At 41.2% G+C, this 20,758-nt stretch carries 16 protein-coding genes and 1 riboswitch; of the genes, 5 read left to right on the top strand and 11 right to left on the bottom strand.

The annotated features are described in order from the left end of the window. Nucleotides 1-23: 23 nt before the first annotated feature. Nucleotides 24-1,124, bottom strand: coding sequence for a redox-regulated ATPase YchF (gene ychF, locus CKW03_RS13315; protein WP_093097665.1), 1,101 nt, complete (start codon nucleotides 1,122-1,124; stop codon nucleotides 24-26). A 263-nt stretch (nucleotides 1,125-1,387) separates the two neighbouring features. On the opposite strand from ychF, the gene CKW03_RS13310 reads away from it, so the two are divergent. The 4 genes from CKW03_RS13310 (at nucleotide 1,388) to CKW03_RS13295 (ending at nucleotide 5,822) form a co-directional block, all read left to right on the top strand. After that, nucleotides 1,388-1,876, top strand: a complete 489-nt coding sequence (locus CKW03_RS13310) for a hypothetical protein (protein WP_093097663.1) — start codon at nucleotides 1,388-1,390, stop codon at nucleotides 1,874-1,876. Between the two features lie 105 nt (nucleotides 1,877-1,981). Then, nucleotides 1,982-2,941 carry a polysaccharide deacetylase family protein gene (locus CKW03_RS13305; protein ID WP_236736478.1) on the top strand — a complete coding sequence of 320 codons (960 nt, stop codon included), beginning with the start codon at nucleotides 1,982-1,984 and terminating at the stop codon, nucleotides 2,939-2,941. Between the two features lie 51 nt (nucleotides 2,942-2,992). Next, nucleotides 2,993-4,777 (top strand): ABC transporter ATP-binding protein, encoded by a 1,785-nt coding sequence (locus tag CKW03_RS13300; protein WP_093097661.1) that lies wholly within the window; start codon nucleotides 2,993-2,995, stop codon nucleotides 4,775-4,777. A gap of 70 nt (nucleotides 4,778-4,847) precedes the next feature. After that, nucleotides 4,848-5,822, top strand: a complete 975-nt coding sequence (locus tag CKW03_RS13295) for a 1-acyl-sn-glycerol-3-phosphate acyltransferase (RefSeq protein WP_093097659.1) — start codon at nucleotides 4,848-4,850, stop codon at nucleotides 5,820-5,822. Here CKW03_RS13295 and CKW03_RS13290 read toward each other — a convergent pair. Together CKW03_RS13290 and CKW03_RS13280 are read right to left on the bottom strand one after the other, a co-directional pair. Next, nucleotides 5,803-6,414: a DUF4126 domain-containing protein gene (locus CKW03_RS13290; protein ID WP_093097657.1), complete on the bottom strand. Its 612-nt coding sequence runs from the start codon at nucleotides 6,412-6,414 to the stop codon at nucleotides 5,803-5,805. The genes CKW03_RS13295 and CKW03_RS13290 overlap by 20 nt on opposite strands. Before the next feature lie 955 nt (nucleotides 6,415-7,369). Beyond that, nucleotides 7,370-9,280: an ABC-F family ATP-binding cassette domain-containing protein gene (locus tag CKW03_RS13280; RefSeq protein WP_093097831.1), complete on the bottom strand. Its 1,911-nt coding sequence runs from the start codon at nucleotides 9,278-9,280 to the stop codon at nucleotides 7,370-7,372. A gap of 52 nt (nucleotides 9,281-9,332) precedes the next feature. Here CKW03_RS13280 and CKW03_RS13275 point away from each other — a divergent pair, with 52 nt between their 5' ends. Then, nucleotides 9,333-10,376 carry a quinone-dependent dihydroorotate dehydrogenase gene (locus CKW03_RS13275; protein ID WP_093097653.1) on the top strand — a complete coding sequence of 348 codons (1,044 nt, stop codon included), beginning with the start codon at nucleotides 9,333-9,335 and terminating at the stop codon, nucleotides 10,374-10,376. 908 nt (nucleotides 10,377-11,284) lie between these two features. Here CKW03_RS13275 and CKW03_RS13265 read toward each other — a convergent pair. From CKW03_RS13265 to CKW03_RS13230, 8 genes are all read right to left on the bottom strand, one after another. Further along, the gene (locus tag CKW03_RS13265; protein ID WP_093097650.1) at nucleotides 11,285-11,749 is read right to left on the bottom strand and encodes a copper resistance protein NlpE; all 465 of its coding nucleotides are present in this window, start codon (nucleotides 11,747-11,749) and stop codon (nucleotides 11,285-11,287) included. Nucleotides 11,750-11,896: 147 nt separating this feature from the next. Then, complete coding sequence (locus CKW03_RS13260) at nucleotides 11,897-12,310, bottom strand: CBS domain-containing protein (RefSeq protein WP_093097648.1); 414 nt, start codon at nucleotides 12,308-12,310, stop codon at nucleotides 11,897-11,899. 160 nt (nucleotides 12,311-12,470) lie between these two features. Beyond that, entirely contained in the window at nucleotides 12,471-13,124 is a 654-nt protein-coding gene (tenA, locus tag CKW03_RS13255; RefSeq protein WP_093097646.1) for a thiaminase II, read from the bottom strand. After that, nucleotides 13,111-13,950 (bottom strand): bifunctional hydroxymethylpyrimidine kinase/phosphomethylpyrimidine kinase, encoded by an 840-nt coding sequence (thiD, locus tag CKW03_RS13250; RefSeq protein ID WP_093097645.1) that lies wholly within the window; start codon nucleotides 13,948-13,950, stop codon nucleotides 13,111-13,113. Before thiD ends, tenA begins: the two co-directional genes overlap by 14 nt. Beyond that, on the bottom strand, nucleotides 13,947-14,579 hold the full coding sequence (gene thiE, locus CKW03_RS13245) for a thiamine phosphate synthase (RefSeq protein WP_093097643.1): 633 nt from the start codon (nucleotides 14,577-14,579) through the stop codon (nucleotides 13,947-13,949). The genes thiD and thiE overlap by 4 nt, the downstream gene beginning before the upstream one ends. Then, complete coding sequence (gene thiM / locus CKW03_RS13240; RefSeq protein ID WP_093097641.1) at nucleotides 14,563-15,372, bottom strand: hydroxyethylthiazole kinase; 810 nt, start codon at nucleotides 15,370-15,372, stop codon at nucleotides 14,563-14,565. The genes thiE and thiM overlap by 17 nt, the downstream gene beginning before the upstream one ends. 58 nt (nucleotides 15,373-15,430) lie before the next feature. Further along, nucleotides 15,431-15,523: riboswitch (TPP riboswitch) on the bottom strand. Between the two features lie 50 nt (nucleotides 15,524-15,573). Next, nucleotides 15,574-17,259, bottom strand: a complete 1,686-nt coding sequence (locus CKW03_RS13235) for an NAD-binding protein (protein WP_093097640.1) — start codon at nucleotides 17,257-17,259, stop codon at nucleotides 15,574-15,576. A gap of 3 nt (nucleotides 17,260-17,262) precedes the next feature. Beyond that, entirely contained in the window at nucleotides 17,263-20,598 is a 3,336-nt protein-coding gene (locus CKW03_RS13230) for a TIR domain-containing protein (RefSeq protein ID WP_093097638.1), read from the bottom strand. Nucleotides 20,599-20,758: the final 160 nt, after the last annotated feature.

Below are 20,758 nucleotides of genomic sequence, written 5' to 3'. Positions count from 1 at the left end.
TAAAGCCGCTTTTTTTTATTTACCTAAACATTGAATCGGAAGTGCATAATGTCCCCGTCTTCAACGATATATGTTTTTCCTTCTACGGATAACTTCCCAGCTTCTTTAACTGCTGCTTCTGACCCGAATTGTACAAAGTCATTGTATTTAATAACTTCGGCACGTATAAATCCTTTTTCAAAATCGGTGTGGATTACGCCGGCAGCCTGTGGTGCTGTAAATCCTTTTTCGATCGTCCAAGCACGTACTTCTTGAACCCCTGCCGTAAAGTAAGTTGCTAAGTCTAATAGGGAGTAAGCCGCACGGATTAATTTGTGAACCCCTGATTCATCCAATCCTAGATCTTCCAAGAACATTTTGCGTTCTTCATAATCTTCCAATTGAGCGATTTCAGATTCGATCTGTGCCGAGATAATCAATACTTCCGCATTTTCATCCTTTACAGCTTCTTTTACTTTATCAACATAGGCATTTCCTGTATTGACAGAAGCCTCATCAACGTTACATACATATAGAACAGGTTTAACCGTCAAAAGGGTCAAATCATCGATAAATTCGAAATCCTCTTCTGAAATAGGAGCAGTACGAGCAGATTTACCGGATTCCAAATGAGTCTTTACTACGGAAAGGACGTCAAAAGTTTTCTTAGCATCCTTGTCGCCACCCGTCTTAGCCATTTTTTCAACTTTCTGGATGCGCTTTACTACCGTATCCAAATCCTTAAGTTGCAATTCGGTATCGATGATTTCCTTGTCACGGATTGGGTCTACTGAACCATCCACGTGGATGACATTCCCATCATCAAAACATCTCAACACATGGATAATAGCATTTGTGGTACGGATATTACCCAAAAACTGATTACCTAAACCTTCACCTTTGGAAGCCCCTTTTACCAAACCGGCGATATCGACGATTTCGATGGTATTAGGAACGATACGTTGCGGATTTACGAGTTCAGCTAATTTGTTCAAGCGAGCGTCCGGAACTGTAATGACCCCAACATTGGGTTCAATGGTACAGAACGGGAAGTTTGCAGCTTGCGCTTTAGCGTTTGATAAACAGTTAAATAAGGTTGATTTACCTACGTTTGGTAGGCCTACGATCCCACATTGTAATGCCATATTGCTATTTTGTTAAAATTGCGACAAAGATAACAAAAATGCTGATAGAATCGGGTAGGGCAATCCGAGTATTTTTTGAGCGGTTAAGGCCATGTTAAATTTTAAAATATGACAAAAAGATGAATTTTAAAAGCTTGATTCTGAATGTTGTAGCTGCGAATTTACATTTTTTAACATTTCCAGATTAATCCTTCCCTTCAAAATGCCTGTCAGAACATTAAAAATAACCGGACGTTTGGTCCTAAAGATATAAGGAGGTTTTTATGAAAAAGTTATTCTACGCAGCATTATTTTTTGGAGGTTTGTTCTTCGTCAAGCCCGCAGAAGGCCAAGTAAACGTAAGCTTAAATATTGGTGTACAACCTTCCTGGGGCCCCGTTGGCTATGACTACGCCAGGTACTATTACATGCCCGAGTTTGATATGTACTACGATGTTTCTAATCGTTACTATACTTACTACGATGGCCGTACATGGGTGTCACACAGGACAATACCTAGAAGATATAGAGGTCGCGACTTTCATAGAACCTATAAGGTAGTGATCAATGAATCTAGACCTTGGAGAAACCACAGACATTATCATGATCGCTATCATGGTTACTCCAGGAACTATTCGCAAGTTACTATCCGTGATGGCGGAAGACACCATCACCGTGCCGATAAACGCTATCGCAAAATGGAAAAGGAACATTACAAGTACCATAAAAAAATGGATAAGCGTTGGAAAAAAGGTAGACATTACGATGATTAGCAATTAATATAGGGATAAATGGGATGGGACTTCAGCTTGAAGTCCCTTTCTTATATCGACAAATATTTTTAGCTTTGTACAAATTTTAAGAGACCCTCAAAGGCTATGTTGAAGAAGACTATTGTCGCTGCTATTGCCGCTATTTCCACACTAATATCCGTTTACTCCTGTAATTCTATTGTAGGTTCACCTTCCAGCTCTAATCCTTTGGATTCGACCGAAAATTCCTTGGTTGATGGCCAAAGCCCTTTAAAGCAGGATACCGTAAAATTGATGGACCTACTTGATTCCTTGAATAAGGGCAAGATTCATTTTCCAGCCGTTGATTCCTTAAATAAAATCGAACCTAAGCAAGCTAAAAAAATGCTTAGGGATTCTATTTACCGTGAACTGAATAAAAAGGATAAGCATATCTATCTTACCTTCGATGATGGTCCATTGATCGGTAGTTCGGCAATCGACTCGATTATCACCGCAAAAAACACCAAAATTTCCGCCTTCTTAGTTGGTAAACATGCTGGCATGAGCAAAAGATTGAAACGTGATTTCGACCGTTACATGAACAATCCTTTGGTGGAATGTTACAATCATAGCTATTCTCATGCTGCCAATAAATTCCATGTATTTTATAGCAACCCCGACCTTGCCGTAGCAGATTTCGAAAAATGTGAAACAGATCTGGGCTTGAAACATAAGATCGTCAGAATGCCAGGTAGAAACATCTGGTTATTCGATGATGTTCGCCGTGTAGATTTAACTTCTGGTAGCCAAACGGCTGATTTACTGGGTGTCAATGGCTATAAGATCTATGGATGGGACGTAGAATGGAAGATCAATGGTTTGAGCGGTAAGCCTGTTCAGTCTGTAGAAGAGATCTATGGCCGTATCCGTAACATGTTAGGGAATAAGTCCACCTTGAAACCTAATAATATCGTTTTGTTGATGCATGACGATATGTTCCAAAATAAAAAAGGACAACAATTATTGAGTAATTTAATTGATAGCCTGAAGCAACACAAAGATTATAAGTTTGATTTCATCGAAAATTATCCTATAAAATATTAGTTACAGAGAGCTTGGGCTTAAACTTTTTGAGTACTTTAAAGTTTAAATTTTATGACCATAACCCAACTCTTTAAAAAAGTATTACCCTTTACCAAGCCGTATAAGAATCTCATTTTTTATACCCTTATCCTGACGGTTGTAGGGTCATTCGCTGCACAGGTCAATGCTTTTATCCTAAAGTACACCGTTGATACCATCAGCGATCTGTTAGTCAACAAGACACCTCTTCGAACCGGTCTCTATCTTTTGGGCGTTATTTCAGCTATATTGCTGGGCAAGGAAATAATCTATTCCATTGTCCAATTCGGACAAAAGTACTACGGCGAGAAACTGAGGATCATGATCGCTCGGGACTTTTCTCAAGCTATTGTCGACCGGATCCTGACCTATAAGATGGCTTTCTATACGTCCAGCGTCAATGAGTCTGGAAAACTCCAAACCCGTATCGACGCCGGAATCAGCTCCCTGACCAGATTAGTCCAAAACTTCTTTATCGATATCCTGCCGCTCTTTGCAAACGCCATCGTCGCCTTGGTCTGTATGTTCCTCGCGAATTTCTATGTAGGCTTGGTAGGGCTGTTTATCATTCCGATCTATTTTTATGTATCCCAATTGCAGGCCAAGAAACTTTCGGGTTTCCGTAGGAATATGCGCCAGTATCGGGAAAATAAAAGTAACCAATTGATCAATCTAATTGATTCCATCACGGTGATCAAATCCTTCGTTCGGGAAGAAACCGAAGCCGAAAAGCATAAGATGATCCAATATGAGATGACCGAAAACCAGATGGCTACTCGAAAGACCTCTTTTATCTTTGAAAGCATCAAGGGTTTTATCGAGCAGATCGGCGTCGTGATCGTCATTATTCTAACCGCTTATTTCGTATTGAACGAACAGATGTCCATCGGTGCCATTATGTTCCATATTATGTTATTCAATAACGTATCTGCACCGATCAGGCAATTGCACCGGATCTATGATGAGGTCAATGATGCCTTGATCTATTCAGAGAGCTTCTTTGGGATCCTCGAAGATGAAGGGCAAAAAGAACCTTCTGGAACCTATAGACCTGATAGCATTCAGGGATTGATCGAAATCAGGAATGTGGATTTCAGCTATCCAAATGGCCATCAGGCCTTGCACAATGTCAGCATGCAGATCTGTCCCAATGTAAACACGGCATTGGTCGGCTTATCAGGTGCTGGAAAGAGTACCATCATTAACCTGTTGGATAAATTCTATGAACCTAGCTCGGGTGCTATTTATTTAGATGGGGTAGACCTCAGGGAATATGATACCGAGTTTTTAAGGGAGAATATAGGATTGGTTTTACAAAGGAACCATATCTTCAAAGGAAGTATTGCCGATAATATCCGTTATGGCAAGACAGAAGCCAGTATGGAGGAGGTCATTGAGGCTGCTAAAAAAGCCTCAATACATGAGCAGGTACTTGACTTGCCGAATGGATATGAAGCCGAAGCCCATCTTCTTTCAGGCGGACAGCAGCAGCGTATCGCCATAGCCAGGATGTTCCTGAAGAACCCGCCAATTATCTTCTTGGATGAACCGACGGCCAATTTAGACGCCATCGCAACAGAACAGATCAAAAACAGTTTAGATGCCATCAAAGTGGGTAGGACAGTGATTATCGTTTCGCACAGTATTTCCCAGATAATTGATGCCGAACATATCATTGTAATGGAAAAAGGTAGGGTGGTCGAGGATGGTAGCCATGAAGAGCTATTTGACCTGCATGGCGCTTATTATAAGATTTTTAGCGCAATGGCGAATAGCCTCAATATCCATAAGATTACCGAATCCATGAAAGAAGATTAGTATTTGTTAAAATTAGGCGTGTTTTTTGTTATAGGAAAATTTGGATTCTAATTATTGAGAATATTAATCTATGCTTTATCCAATCCTAAGATCATTTGTCAAACTGGGCATGAACTGGTATGTGGCAGATTGGCAATTAAAAAACTTGGAACTTGCAGCTAAGAATGAACCAGCTGTTATTGTTTCAAACCATCCCAATTCATTTTTCGATGCTTTGGTTCTATCAGTGCATCAACCTACGGAAATATGCTTTCTGGCTAGGGGAGATATATTTGCCAAACCTTTGGCGAATTGGGCTTTGCGTAGTCTTTTTATGTTGCCGATCTATAAGAAACATGATGATCAGGATGCCGATATTAGCAATGGGTTTACCTATGATGAATGCGTGCGCCAATTGAAAATGGGCCGCAAGCTCCTGATCTTTCCAGAAGGAGTATCAAGGAACCAAATCGATATGAAACCCTTTATGACTACCGGCTTGACGTCAATTATCAAGCGTGCGGTGCAAATGGATGTGCCCATCCAAGTACAACCTTATATCCTCAGCTATAATTCCTTCGATGATGTTCCTAAAGCAGTTTATTTGGAAGCCTTGAATTCCATCGACTCCACAGATTACCTGAACAATTCTGAAGTGATGACCAGTGAATTGATCAAGAACCTCAGGGAGGAAATGGATGCCAAAATGTTAAATCGTTATGTAGGGGCAAGGGATGGCATTCAACAGGAACGTGTATGGATGAAGTACCCAGCATTATTGGGCCATTATTCCCATTATTGGTTTTATCAATTGGTCAAAAAGAAGATAAAGCAGAAAACGGAGAACAGTATATTCTATGACTCCCTATTGTTTGGCGTGTTGTTGTTTTCTTATCCTGTTATCGTTCTATTGCTAAGTATAATAATTGGGAATATATTCAGTTTTTGGTGGGGCTTTCTCGTATTTGTTCTCCTTCCATTCCTCTCTTATTGTTGGGTCCAGTATCAACCTATCAAGGTTGCGGAGGAAAACTTGGAGGGAAGGGTTAATAGGTTGAATCCTTAAATTTATTCACCTTAGGTTTCCTTCTGATTTTGTCCAATAGTTTTTTGCCATATTTTATGGCAAGATAAAGGATTACTATTACCAATATTCCGGCTAGGATAGGTAAAAAGATTGCCAGTATGCTCATAATGGTTGAGCCAATGGTTTCTACCGTAGAGATGACGGGATTGGCGAGGCCAGCAGTCGTTCCAGAGGATGCTGCTCGAGTGCCTGCAAATACCGAACTGATGGTCGCTGCAGTACCTCCACCGGCAATCAATGCCAAGGACCATTGAATCCAACTGCTCACTTCGGTAAATTGTGTTGCAAACAGCAAGGATCCGGCAACGGTAGCTAATGGCACGGTAATGCTATCCAAGATATTATCGACAAAAGGGATGTAATAGGCCAATATCTCAAATAAAGTAGCCAAACCCGTTGCAATGACAGCCGGTAAACCACCCACCCAAGCATAACTCTCGTCCAATGGAATCCATCCCAAATAAGAACCCAAACTCAAAAAGAAGATAGGCAGGAACACCCTAAATCCTGTGGCAGCAGCAAGTCCAATTCCCACAAATAACGAAATGATAAAAGGTAGAATGTCGGTCATGATCTGGTTTTAATAAATCCTGCACAAATTTCCAGCCAATTGTGAAATTCAAGTGGGACCAATGCTCTTCGTTGATTAGGAGTTGGTTTGAACCAGGATGTTCGGGATGGGAGGATGGACCAAGATCTGGGTCAATTTGTCGCTGGAAAGACCCCAATACTGTAGGGGCGTATCGCATACGCCCGCAGCATACAAACCTAAATTATTATCATCTTCTGATTAAAGAAATTCATAGATTTTCAAATTCTTGGTCTAACAATTTATACAAACCAATCCCATCGCACGGGGCAACGGCATTCTTTCCAATTTCCGCCAAGGAAATGAGCCAGAGGCTAAAGGGCTTCCTTCGGAAGGGTTGATGTTTGTAGAAAACCCACAGCGTGGGTGAAATCTTTGTAGAAAACCGAATCGCCCAACGTATAACCCCCAGAAGGGGTGAAATATTTTTCTGCAAATTTCCTTTAAGTTGCATAAACCAATAAAAAATAGTTTGCTCATCTTACGATTTCGCAATGATAACGATTTCTTAAAAAAATATAAAAAATAGATTCTTCGCTGTGCTCTGAATCCCTCTCTGAGACACTTCCAATTCTGAACGAATAGTGAAGAATCTGTACGTAAATGTCCCACAACTTGCTGTCATCGTCCATCGAAGATGGATGACCTGTTCGCCAATTCAATTATTGTTTGAATACTTCCGAGACCATTCGTTCCTCATGGTGACACTGAAAAACGAAACCTCTTATTGAGATATTGCCCCATAGACACAAAAAACTAAACTTACTGACTTTGTTATTACGGATGAAGGTTCGGATGGGGATCTAGGCGATTTCATGGGTCTGCCTATAACCTCATTCGAGACACATTCCGAAAATTCCCAAACTGGATAGAATATTTCTCGAACATGTCTCGAATGAGTCTCGAATTAGACTCGAATTAGGATAAGATAATGACCTTAATCTTCTAGGTTCATGATCTCTTCAGCCAAGGCTTCCCAATCTTGTTGTAGGCCTTCTAATTTGGCTTTTTCAGAGTTGTAATTGCGGGTATGTTCCTGCAATTTTACAGCATCGGAATAGATTTCCTCTTTAGCGAGTTCGGTTTCCAATTGCTTCACCAAAGATTCTTGGCTTTCAATTTTTTCCTCTAAAGTTGATAATTCCTTATTTTTCTTCTGGATGATCCTCTTGGTATCCTCAGAAGGAGCAGCTTTTTCCTTTTTCGGTTCTTCCTTTGGTTTCTTTTCCTGTTTTGCTTCAGGCTTGATCACGCGTTTGGAGTTCCACTCTTCATATTCCTGATAGGTACCCGGATATTCCTTGATTTCTTTGTCTTCGATAAACCAAATCTTGTTGGCCACATGCTCTAGGAAGTAACGGTCGTGGGAAACCACGATCAATGTACCCTCATATTGTTGCATAGCTTGGATCAAGATGTTCACTGAAGCCATATCCAAGTGGTTGGTTGGCTCATCGAGTACTAGGAAGTTCGCGTCTGCAGTCAATGCCTTAGCTAAAGCCACCCTTGATTTTTCACCTCCTGAAAGGACTTTGATTTTTTTGAACACATCATCCCCAGTAAAAAGGAAACTTCCCAAAATGGAACGCAATTCCGTTTCCGTATGTTTAGGCGCAAAGGCTACCAATTCCTGTAAAATGGAGTTTTCTAAGTGCAAGGCCTCTAATTGATGCTGGGCAAAGAAGGTCTGGGAAACATTATGTCCCTTAGTGCTCTTGCCCTCAAATTCAGAATCAGCATCTGCGACGATCCGCAATAGGGTAGATTTACCCTTACCATTGGCACCGATCAACGCAATTTTATCACCTTTTTCAATCAGGCCATTCGTATTTTCCAAGATTTCGACGTTGGGGTAAGATTTGGAAATGTTTTCCATCGTTACCACATGTCGACCTGATGGTTTGGAGAATTTAAAGCTGAAGTTCACCTCAGGGTTGTCATCATCCACCTCATCCACCTTTTCCATTCGGTCAAGGGCTTTGATACGAGATTGTACCATTTTAGCCTTACTTGCTTTCGAACGGAACCTCTCGATCAACCTTTCCTCTTGTTTGATCTTGGCCTGTTGGTTTTTATATTGATTGCCTTGGATTTCTTCACGCAATGATTTTTCTTCCAGATAGAAGCTGTAGTTTCCAGCATAAAGGGTCAATTTTCCCTTTCTGGATTCAACCGTTTTATTGATGATCCTATCCAAGAAATAGCGGTCATGGGAAACAATCACGATAGCGCCTTCAAAACTTTGCAGGTAGGTTTCCAACCATTTGATGGAGGGTAAGTCCAAGTGGTTGGTAGGCTCATCCAGCAATAAGATGTCAGGAGCTTGCAGGAGGATCCTTGCCAGCATCACACGCATCCGCCAACCTCCAGAGAAGGTCGCCAAAGGTCTTTTTTGTTCCTCTTCCGAGAAACCTAAACCTGCTAGGATTTCATGAGCACGAAATTCGATACTGTAACCATCCAATGCTTCAAATTCAGTTTGTTTATCGCTCAGTTTATTCAGGATTTCATCCGAATAGTCTGTTTCTAACTTCTTGAGTAGATTTTCAATTTCGGTATGCAGCTGATTTTGTCTCTCAAAAGCTTCCATGGCAACATGGAGGATGCTTTTTTCCGAGTGATAGGACAGGAGGTCCTGGTTTAAATAACCTAATTTTAGGTCTTTGGCCATGGATATGGTCCCGCTGGTAGGTGCGTATTCCCCTACGATAAGTTTCAATAAAGTGGACTTTCCGGTACCGTTAGCACCGATTAGACCAGCTTTATCCCCTGGTTTAATATGCCAGTTTGCCTCATCGTACAATGCCCTAGAGCCAATTTCAAATGTTAAGTTATTTATAGATATCATTTCGGGTGCAAAAGTAATGAATATTTCTGCATCTTTGGCTACCTTTGCACTCATGTATAAGCTAGTTAAACCATTTTTCTTCTCGATGAACCCTGAACAAGCGCATCATAATGTGACTTCAGGCTTGAAATTTTTTAATAAAGTATGGGGTTCAAAAGCATTGTTGAAATCCTTGTATTGTGTAGAAGATCCGAGGTTAGAAACCAAGGTCTTTGGCTTAACTTTTAAGAACCCTGTTGGATTGGCTGCAGGTTTCGACAAGAATGCAGAATACATCGAGGATATGGCTAGGCTAGGATTTGGCTTTATTGAAATCGGTACCGTTACACCTAAGCCGCAACCTGGAAATGATAAACCTAGGATGTTCAGGTTAGTGGATGATCATGCCTTGATCAACCGGATGGGATTCAATAATAAAGGCGCTGATGTAGCTGCTGGAAAATTGAAATTCCTAAAGGAAAGAAATGGTGTTTTGATCGGCGGAAATATTGGTAAAAATAAGGTTACACCAAACGAAGAAGCTGTAAACGATTATATCTATTGTTTCAAATCTTTGTTTGACTATGTTGATTATTTTGTAGTGAACGTAAGTTCACCGAACACACCGGGCTTACGTGATCTTCAGGAAAAAGGGCCGCTTATGCATATCCTGAATACATTGCAGCAATTGAACTTGGAAAAGGCCAACCCAAAGCCTATCCTTTTAAAGATTGCACCAGATTTGACCTTCACCCAATTGGATGATATCGTAGAGATCGTAATGGAAACCAAGATCGCTGGAGTGATTGCAACCAATACTACCATCGCGAGAGAAGGGTTACAGAGTCACCGTATGTTGGTTCAAGAACCAGGTGGCGTCAGTGGAAAACCATTGACCCGTCGTTCGACCGAGGTGATCAAATATCTAGCTGATAAATCCAATAAAGCCTTCCCGATTATTGGGGTAGGAGGAATCCATTCTGCAGAGGATGCTATTGAGAAATTGAATGCCGGAGCGAGTTTGGTTCAGGTATATACCGGTTTTATCTATGAAGGACCTTCCTTGGTGGCGGATATCTGTAAAGGGATCTTGAAAGAGAGAAGTAAGAATTCTTAATGGAGATAGGCTTCCCCTCGACTCCCCTTCGGCTCCCCTCGACTCCGCTCGGGGTTCAAGCCGAAGGGATTCTGAGATTATGCTTTGTGGGCTTAACCAGGATGTTCGGGATGGGAGGATGGACCAAGATCGGGGAATGAACCAGGATTGGGTTCGGCTCCCCTTCGACGCCGCTCAGGGTACGGCTCACCCAGCGAGGATGGGAGGATGGACCAAGATTATAGTCAATTTGTCGCTGGAAAGGGCCCAATACTGTAGGGGCGAATCGCATTCGCCCGCTTTCTATAGGATGATTTTGAACCAGGATGTTCGGGATGGGAGGATGGACCAAGATCGGGGAATTAACCAGGATTGGGTTCGGCTCCCCTTCGACGCCGCTCAGGGTACGGCTCACCCACCAAGGATGGGAGGATGAGCCAAGATTATAATCAGTTTGTCGCTGGAAAGGCCCCAATACTGTAGGGGCGAATCGCATTCGCCCGCTTTATGCAGGATTCATTTTTTTTATATTCCTAAAATTTCAAATTACTAAAAGTTCTACAATCGAAGATTGTGGATGACAATGCTCAAAATAATAAACTGTACAGATTCTTCATTTCATTCAGAATTCAAAACTTGCTATAGGGGGCTCTGAGTACAACGAAGAAATCCTCGTTATCCCAATTAAATTCTGAACGAAAAGTGAAGAATCTGTACGGGTCACTTTTAAAATACCCTGTCATCCTAAATCGAAGATTTAGGAACTGTACGCCAATTCAATTATGGTTTTTAAGGCTCCGAGAACCTTCGGGAAACCCTCAGGTTGACACTGGAAAAGGATTTTTTTTGCGACACATTGCCTAGAAGGGCAGAAATAAAGAAAGCCGGTTTTTTCAAACCGGCTCTATACAATATTTACAACCTCAATATTATTGAGTTACTTTTTTCAAGATATAATGGTCTTTCAATGGTCCATCGATAGGTTTACCATCTTGATCTAGGGAGAACAATTGGTTTTCGCCAACTTTTAGTTTCATGTTCACTTCTTTACCTACCAAATGAACGGAACTGCCGTTATCATGCCACATAAATTTACCGGTATCTTCGATTTTAGTGTCCCTTTCTTGGTATTCACCTTCGTAAGTAAAGGTTTCATCCGAATTTAAGGTAACTGTTGTTTTGATTCCAGGACAATCAGCACATGGGAATACACCGGAATAGGTTCCTGCCCAGTCAAGTGAATTTTGGGAGGTATGGGTGGTGTCAACAGGGTTGGTGTCTGCGATAACCGTTTCACTTGAATCTTTAGATTCCAATTGTTTGTTTGCATTGGAGGTACAAGCACCGAAGGTCAATATTGCTGCGGTTCCAGCAAGTATGCATAGTTGTTTCATATAGTATAAATTTTATATTCAAAAATACCCAAAAACTGCGCCAAAAGCTATCCTTTTGCGGATTTTTGTAATAAAAAATTTCTTTATAAAAAACTTCAGCTATAAACTCTTAGAGTCTATAGCTGAAAATTAATTATTAACAAAATACTAATATTGATCGATAAAATATTTTAATAAATCAGTGGTAGTTACTATCCCAACTAGATCTTCACCGTCCACAACCGGAATAGAGTGGAAAGATACTTGAGAAAGGGTTTCAGTCACTTCCTTTATGGTGGCTTCTGGATCTACCGTCAAAGGTGATTTAGCCATTAACTGAGGAATGCTGTACATATCATACACGATGGTTTCGATATCGTCTTCCTCGTTTACATCGGCATAGCTTATTTTCAATAAATCAGAATAACTGACTACACCTACTAATTTCTTGCCTTCCACAATAGGTAAGTGTCGGATATTATGTTTCTTGAATAATTTCTCAGCCTCATATAAGCTATCCTTTGGAGTTAAGGTAATCAACTCGGTTGTCATAATCTGCGATACTGGAACTCTTTGTTTCATGATATTTGATTTTAATGGTTTTCCTTAATGTTATACCCAAATATCAGCTTCATATCGCAATAAAAGCAGGAGATTAATTACCTTAATAAATGATCCTGAGCGCGCTAATTCTGTGCTTTTTTTCGTATCTTAATAGTTGGCTCTTTTTTCAGGGAAATGACTACCATGTAATGTTTCGGTAGGCAGCATCCCAGAATTTAAATTCCAATCTACTGGCCGCAATAAATGCCTCCAACATCGCTTTCCGACCCTTTTCGGTGCTGTTCTCAGCCATATCATTACTATATTGAAGGGCTTTTTTTACTCCTTCGGCAAACTCTTCGCCACTATAGGTTTCTATCCAATTCTTATATGGATTATTTTCCGTGTTTTGATTTTGATAGATATGGTCACCGACTTCTTTGTAAATCCAAAAACAAGGCAGGATTGCGGCTGTGGCTACTTCAATCGGATCATAGGCCACGGTGCTCTTTAAGAAATGTATATAATGGTGGCATACCGGTTCAATCGTGATTTCTTGATTAGGTTCAAGGTTGAATTGCTTGAAATAGGCTTCATGTAAAGCTCTTTCCACAATTAAGGCATTCTTGCCAAATTCAAAGAAGTCCAATGCCATTTCATTATCTGCAGCTTTGGAGCCGAGTGCGGCTAAGGCCCGACCATAATGCTCGAGGTATTTGGCATCTTGAAGCATGTAGAATTGGAACTTTTCTAAAGGAAGGGTTCCGTTTTTCAATTCTTCAATAAAAGGCATTTTCAATATTTCTTGATAGATGGGTAGGATAGCTTCCCAAGCTTGATCAGTCCAGTTCATATTTAATAAGTCTTTGCGGGTTAAAAAAGTGATTCAATGGTCCATTCCCTTTTCCAATCACTAAGTCTTTGCTGCCTTTAATGGCACTGTTGATGTACATCAGTGCATTTTCCGTGGATTGTTCCAAATGATAGCCACGGGCGAGGAAAGAGGCGATTGCAGAAGAAAGGGAGCAACCAGAACCATGTGTGTTTTTGGTTTGGACGCGTTTTGATTCGAAGTATTGCACTGCCTGATTTTTTTGGATCAATATACTGGTGAGGATATCGCTTTGAAGATGGCCACCTTTTAATAAGGCCGCATTACAGCCAAGACTTTGGATCTCATCGGCGACTTCCTCCATAGCATGAACAGTGCTGATTTCTCGACCGACCAATACGGATACTTCATCTAAATTGGGGGTGATAATTTGGGCTATGGGAAACAAAAGTTCCTTAATGGCCGCTATGGTTTCTTCTTGGATCAGGCGATGCCCGCTGGTGGAAACCATGACAGGATCAAAGACGATGCTGCCTTTGTAATCCTTCAGGAAATCGGCAATCGTTTGAACTAATTTGCTGTTATGTACCATTCCAATTTTGATGCTATCCGGATAGATATCTTCAAAGAGGCAATCCAATTGCTCTTTTACAGCCTCCACAGGGATGTCGAAGATATTTTTGACGCCTTGGGTGTTTTGCACCGGCAAAGCCGTCAAGACATTCATGGCATAGCAACCTAGGGATGATATGGTTTTGGTGTCGGCTTGGATGCCTGCTCCGCCACTTCCATCAAACCCAGCAATACTGAGAACGGTGGGTACTTTATATTTCTTGTTTTCTTTCATTTTAATAATCCTTTCAAATCTTCTGCTGCTTTTCTAGGGTCTGTACTGCTACAAATGGCAGATACGACGGCAACAGAATCTGCACCGGCTTCAAATGCCTGTCGGGCATTGCTTGGGTTCATTCCACCAATGGCGATCAGTGGTTTGTCGGTCAAGCCTTTTATTTCCTTGATTCCTTCAAAACCCCAAGTAGTCACCGTATTGGTCTTCGTAGCTGTTTTGAAAATAGGGCTCAGGCCTAAATGATGGGTTACATTCATTTGGAGTCTTTCCAGTTGGTTCTTGTATTCCAATGACCAACCGATTTTCAGTTGATTCCCATATTTTTCGACAATGGCTAAAGGTTGTGTGTCAGAGAGCCCGACATGGACTCCCCAAGCTTGGATTTCAACTGCAATGTCTGGTGCATCATTGATGATCAATGGAACTTGATAGTGATCTGTAATCCTTTTCAATGCCTTGGCCTTATCCAGATATTCTGAATGGCTGATGTCCTTTTCACGTAATTGAATGATATCCACTCCGCCTATAATGGCTTCTTCAGCTACTTGTAGCCAATCCATGTTAACACAATCTTTTTCTGAAATCACCAAATAGAGGGGGTAGGGGAAATCAGGATGGATTGGCATATCTTTTTATTTTTAGATTACCCAAGATCTGTTCTTTAGCGAGATTGAATAGGATATCATAAAAATTAAGTTGTAGACTTCCTGGCCCTTTCGAGATTTTGGCGGCCAATTCGCCGGCAAGACTTGTGATAGCCACCCCGGCTACAGCTTCTTGGTAGGGGTGCTTCGCTAAGCCAATAAATGCCCCAGTGATGGCCGTAGCTGTACAGCCCATTCCAGTCACTTTGGTCATTACGGAAGTCCCGTTTTTGATCTCGGTAATTTCATTATCAGAAATGACATAATCTGTAGCACCAGAGATGCAAATGATGGAGCCAGTTTCCTTTTGCAGTAATTTCCCTGCTTCTAGGGCATAGCTGCTTGAATGGGTGCTGTCCACACCTTTTACACTTTTGCGGTTGAAGTTTTGGAGTGCGATGATTTCAGAGGCATTGCCGCGAATGACGGTTGGCTTTAATAACATTAAGGCCTGTAAGGTTTCATTTCGTAGTGAAGAGATACCTGCACCTACTGGATCCAGTACCCAAGGTTTGCCTAGCTTATTGGCGATTTGTGCTGCCAGGATCATGTTGTCTGCCCAAGGCTTGCTGAGCGTACCGATGTTGATGACCACGGAATTGCAGAAACTGAGGACTTCCTCCAGTTCTTCTTCAGCATGGACCATGATAGGGGATGCACCAAGTGCCAAGAGGGCGTTTGCGGTATTGTTCATGACCACAAAATTTGTAATGTTTTGAACTAGTGGAGATTTTTCTCGGACTTGAGTCAATAAATGATAAATGTCGTTTTCCATTATTTGAAAAATTAAAAACAATAACGGCTAAAGGGAAGGGAAGAGGCAATTAGGTTTGCCAAGCAATTATGCTTTTCCCTACGACGGTTTTAACCGTATCAGGTTCAAAGGGTCTATCTCAATTCTTATCAGAATACCCCTAAAGCCAATCAAATATAGCCCAAACAATCTGCAAAGACAAATTCTTGGGCTATAGCTTTTTTATTCGTTCAAAAGAATCTTTATTCTTAAGATGGTATCGCGATCTTTCTGTTTTTCACTCTCACTGAGTACTTCCCAAGGGATAAGAGAAGGATGGAGTTTCTGCGCATCATTTCGGACTTCCCCATAATCCCAACCATTGATATAGCGGTGTGCCATCCAGCGGTTATGCTCGATAATGGCCAAGGTTTCCACTTCATCATCACTAAAATTTAGTTGATCTGGATTGCTTGCTGGCCAATCCTTATGGGTCAATAAAAACTTATAGGGGATATGGTCAGCTTGTGCGCGACTGGCATCTTTTGCATCTTCACTCAAAGTAAGCCAATCAGAGGTATATTTAGCACTTTCGGAACTAGCCCCTGAAAGCAGTTTTCGGTAATCATCATGGATGGCTTGTGCCAGTTTATCCTGTTTATTTCCGGTGATGAATTCTAGGTTACAGATGTCTTCCATCTGTCCAAAGAATTTAATCCTATCGCTTTCTTCCGAATAGCGGATTAATTTCCGCAGTCCTTTACCTTCGGCATTGAGCACGTAGATTGGGAATTTGCTGTTCTGGGTTTTGTCCAATAGCTCAAGCGCCGTATTGAGGTTGGTCTGGTCTTGATCAAAAGCGATGATGAACAAGGTTTCATCGCCTTTTTCCAAGAGTTCTTCCCTTGCTACCAATTCATTGTAGGTGCCTTGGAAATTATGGAATTCAATTGGAAAAATCTTATCGGCTTTTGGATATTGCTCCTTGAAATAATTACGGTCTTTATCAGCCTGCTCGGAGTAAACGGCTATTTTAAGGTCATTTTCAACAGAAATATGGAAAATCCGCATGGCTTGGACCAACATTGCTTTGGCGAAATCTCCATAGCCTAAAAAGACTATTTTATTGATGTCGGAAAGTTTCTTTCCGCTTCGCTGCAGATCTATTGGAAATTGCGAAAAAAACTGTCTCGCCAACATCTTGTGGATATTGAAGAATCGGAGTTGGATTTGATTGTTATCCAAGTGGATCCCTGTGTTTTTGACTAGATCAATTAAACGGGGGCTACTGATATGCAGAAAACAGAGTAGATTGTTCTGACATTTGGATTTGTCGTAGATATCTTGGACGGACTCAATGATTTCAATAACGGTCTGTTCGTTTTCCAAGAATACGATCAAGCTAGAGGCGCGTTTGATACCTGCTTCCAATAAGGTGCTTTCTTCTTCAGCATTCCCGATAATGACCAAGTGGCCTTGTTTTTTTACAGAATTGATATCGGCATGTTCCGTCTCCTTTTCTATGGCAATTCCTTTTTGCTGATAATCTTCCTTTAAGCTCTTAAAGAGCTGTCTGCCCTTCTTAGAGATGCCGACAGATATAACATGGTTCTGTTTGAAGGATGCTTTCAAAAGATTGAACTGTTCGGAAAACACCTTTTGAATGATTTTATAAGCTCCGAAAAGTAGGATTCCTATGGCGCATATCTTTGCTAGAATGAGTTCCCATGGCACATTTTCTGCTTCCAAGCCAGAGCCAGAAGGATCGCCGCCAAAGACGATTTTGATGATGCGGTAAATGCGATCTGGAAGGTACCGTAAGGAGTTGCTTTCCGGAAAGAACTTGGATAAGCCTATCCATGATAAGATAATTAAAAAGCATACAAATGCTATTCCCAATAGACCCTTTTGTCTTCTTGTTAAATTCATTCTTTATTTGCTTAAGTTTTGTTTTGCTTCTTTTAGGAGCGTTTCAACTTCTGATTTCAGTTCTTTGTTTTTGATTTTGATCAATTGTTTTTCAGTGATATCAACCATGCGCTGACCGATCAATCGGGTTTCAGGCTTGCTGCTGAAATAATTGGCGACCATAGCCCTCGCCAATGGATGGTAATCATAGGTGACCGCCAAAAGTTGAAGGTTTGCTTCATTCTTGATGGGATAGTTTTTCTTCAAAATATCGGTAATCTTGACGTTGGAGCTAGGGGAGACGGTCCTGACAAAGGGATCTTCGAAATACCAGGTGTCATAGGTGCCAGTCGTGTCTACATAGCTCATGATCGCTCCAGTTTCATTATCATATTTTTTGCCGTAAAATTTCTCCAAATCTCTAGCTAATTGGTCTTTTGACATGCTGACCTGACCTGGTACTTCCCAGATATTGATCGCTACCCCATTCATAAGGGATTCAATGGTCATCAATCTTTTATCACCGGGGATCACATTGATCTGATCAAATCGCTCATTGATAAATGGCATGGTCAGGATATTGCCGGTTTTTGCATCAACCACCTTAGCAGCATAGCGCATGCCTTCACCATCGTCCTGTACAAAGATCTGTTTGTCATCATCGGAGAAATGGAAATATTGGGTGTTTTTGCTGATGCGGATGGTTTGACCAAATGATTTTTTGTCTTCCAAATCCCATAAACGCATGTGGGTAGCATCTTCAGAAAGTGCCAATGTGTTTCCTTGGTTGTTGAAGACCATAAACGGAGTTGCAATGGTTTTCATTTCCAATATGGGTTTATAGGTTTTGGTTTCCAAAACCTGGGCATCTCCCGTAGAGCTAACCTTGATAAAGTAAGCTGAATTGGGACTGAATGCACCACTGCTTAAAGATTCCTTGCCTTCTATATGGACTTTTTTGGAAGCAATATCTACCAGCTTCCAGCCATCAGGATTTACAAGGATCACGGATTTGTAGTCTGGACTAACTGTAAATCCAGCGATATCCTGGTCTTGGGTATAATTGATGTTTTGTTTTCCGGTTTCAATATCCCATGAGGCAAAGCTGTTCTTGCCTGTCCTTGCAAGGACTTGGGTTTCATCTTTGTTGAAAATATACAGTTTTGCTTGGGAATCAAAAGGCTGACCAACTGATTTTCCAGTTGTTGCATCAAAGAAGTAGGTTTTACCACTTTTGCCTTTAACAAGGATCCTCTTGGTTTTATGGAGAACTAGATGGACCGTAACTTCCTCCGGAATCTGGATAAAGTTCTTAGTTTTCTCGCCAGTTTTAAGATCCATTCTTTCGACTGTCTTTCCTGCTCTATACCTTAAAAAGGCAGAATCATCGGTAATACCTGGCTCTATATGGGCAAGGTCCTTGGTTTCGTAGAACTGAGCTACCCTTAGAGGATCTCCTTTTTTGTTTTCGATGAAAGTTTGGGAATTACCGCTTACCAAAGACTGGGTCCAATCTGGAGAGTTAGTTTCAGCGTTTGAAGCATCTTGTTCCATGATCTTCATCATATTGCTGAAAAAGAAGATGTTTTCTGGTAATTTGCTGCTATTGACAATGGATCCGTTCGACGTATTGATCTGATTGATCTGCGAATCATTTCCTTGGTATAGATTGCCATTATCTGTAAAGCCTGTAAACCTCACTAACATGGCTGAAGGGGCGGACCATTGGACGCCATTGGATTTGTTGAAGTAATTCGTTCCATCAGCATTATGAAAGGCGATTTGGTTACCATCTTTACTGAAGGTTGGGGTTTTAATTCCAGATTTGAAATGTTTTTTAAAGACGGGTTTCGGATCAATAGCTGCTAGATCATAGATGCTTACCTCTGAATCCTCAGGGAAAAGACGCTCTACGAACAAAGTTTTGGAGCTAGGGTCAATATAGGCCGAAGAGGGTGCAATTTGCTCGGTTGCGGAGATGACCTGTTCTTGTTTTGTTTCAGTATTGAAGAGAACGACCTCTCTTGATCTTTTATTGAATACGATATATCTAGCGTCTGGAGAAACTGCAATGATGGCAATAAAGGAGCTATCCGGGTTTAAACGAAGGTCCTCTTTTTGGTCATTTTCAATATCATACCTGACGATATTGCTGTTCGTCGTGGTGACATAAGCCCTGTTCTTTCCATCGAACAAAGGGTATCGGGTCTGTATTGCGGTGATATCATCCCTTTGTTTAATGAGTTTTCTATCCACTGCATCCCAAACTTGAAGCACATTCATGTTGTTTCCGGCACTGGCGAATCCGACCAACCATTTACCATCGGGGGAGAAGCGCGTTACGCCATAATTGACATTGGGCATCCTGGTAAGATCATCCTGGACCGACAACATGGAATGGGCAAATAGTTCCGCGCTCTCATCACCTCTGCGGGTTGCTTCGGCAATATAAGCGGCACCATCACCATATTCGCTTTCTGTCAATTTATTGATTCCAGAAGCATATAGGGATTTTGCAAGATTGCGTAGGGCAGAGTTTCTTTGGTTCCAAGCAAAAATACCGGCAATGATAGCTATGACGCCTAATGCCCCAATCGCTGTAGCAATGCGCTTGATGTTTTTGTTCTTCTGTTTGATTTTTTCCAATTGATAGGCTTGATCCCTTTTGGTCAATTCGCCCAGCGGAACACCTAAGATTCCTGATATTATTTTCAGTAATGCGAGGTCCAACCTTTTCTTGTATTCCTCGACTTGATTTTTGATAAGATGGTTCGCGACTCCCTGTTCATGCAAATACCGACGATAGCCTTCTGCTGTAGTGAAGCCTTCATCTTGTGTATGTGGGATACGGACATCAGCAGCCAGCACTTCCTCTGGTTGATCTTTGATTACCTGTCCGTTTTGATCGATATTATAGCGTAGTTCATCTGGGAAACATTGGGCATCGGTATGGGTATCGCCGTATTCTGGTTCTCCCTTAAGAATCAATGCCATGATCTGCTTGGATTTGCCTGTCTGTTTGAAATATTTGATTTCATCGCGCACATAGGTTGATCTAGCGGACCTAGGGGAACTTAAATAGATCAGGAATTCAGAACGGTCGAGCGCTGATGTAAGCGAACTGCTTAAGCTAGAACTGGCTGAAAGTTCCTTTTCATCTTGAAAGACGGGGTAAATCTGTCTGGGTATTTCCTGACCTGCAGCATTCTTTTTGCCAATCAGGTCTTCAGGGATTTCATAGGTTTCTAAAGCATGGTGTAGCCAATCTGCCCATTTCCTACCTTCACCTTGATTATCACTATGACTATAACTTATAAAAGCTTTATATTTCTTGCTTAGGTCCTTCTCTTGATTTTCCATTTAATAGCTATTTGGTAGTATCTTGATTTTCAGATGACAAAAACCAATCCCTTTTCAAGAGTTTTTAAAAATTTTGAATAAAAACTGCCTAAGGACTTAATTTAATTATTGAACTATCTAAATTTTTTACCCTTTTGCTAATTATTAAGCCTTAGTTGTA

This window comes from Sphingobacterium mizutaii (genome assembly GCF_900187125.1).
Lineage (GTDB): Bacteria > Bacteroidota > Bacteroidia > Sphingobacteriales > Sphingobacteriaceae > Sphingobacterium > Sphingobacterium mizutaii.
This window is presented reverse-complemented; position numbering and strand designations above follow the sequence as displayed.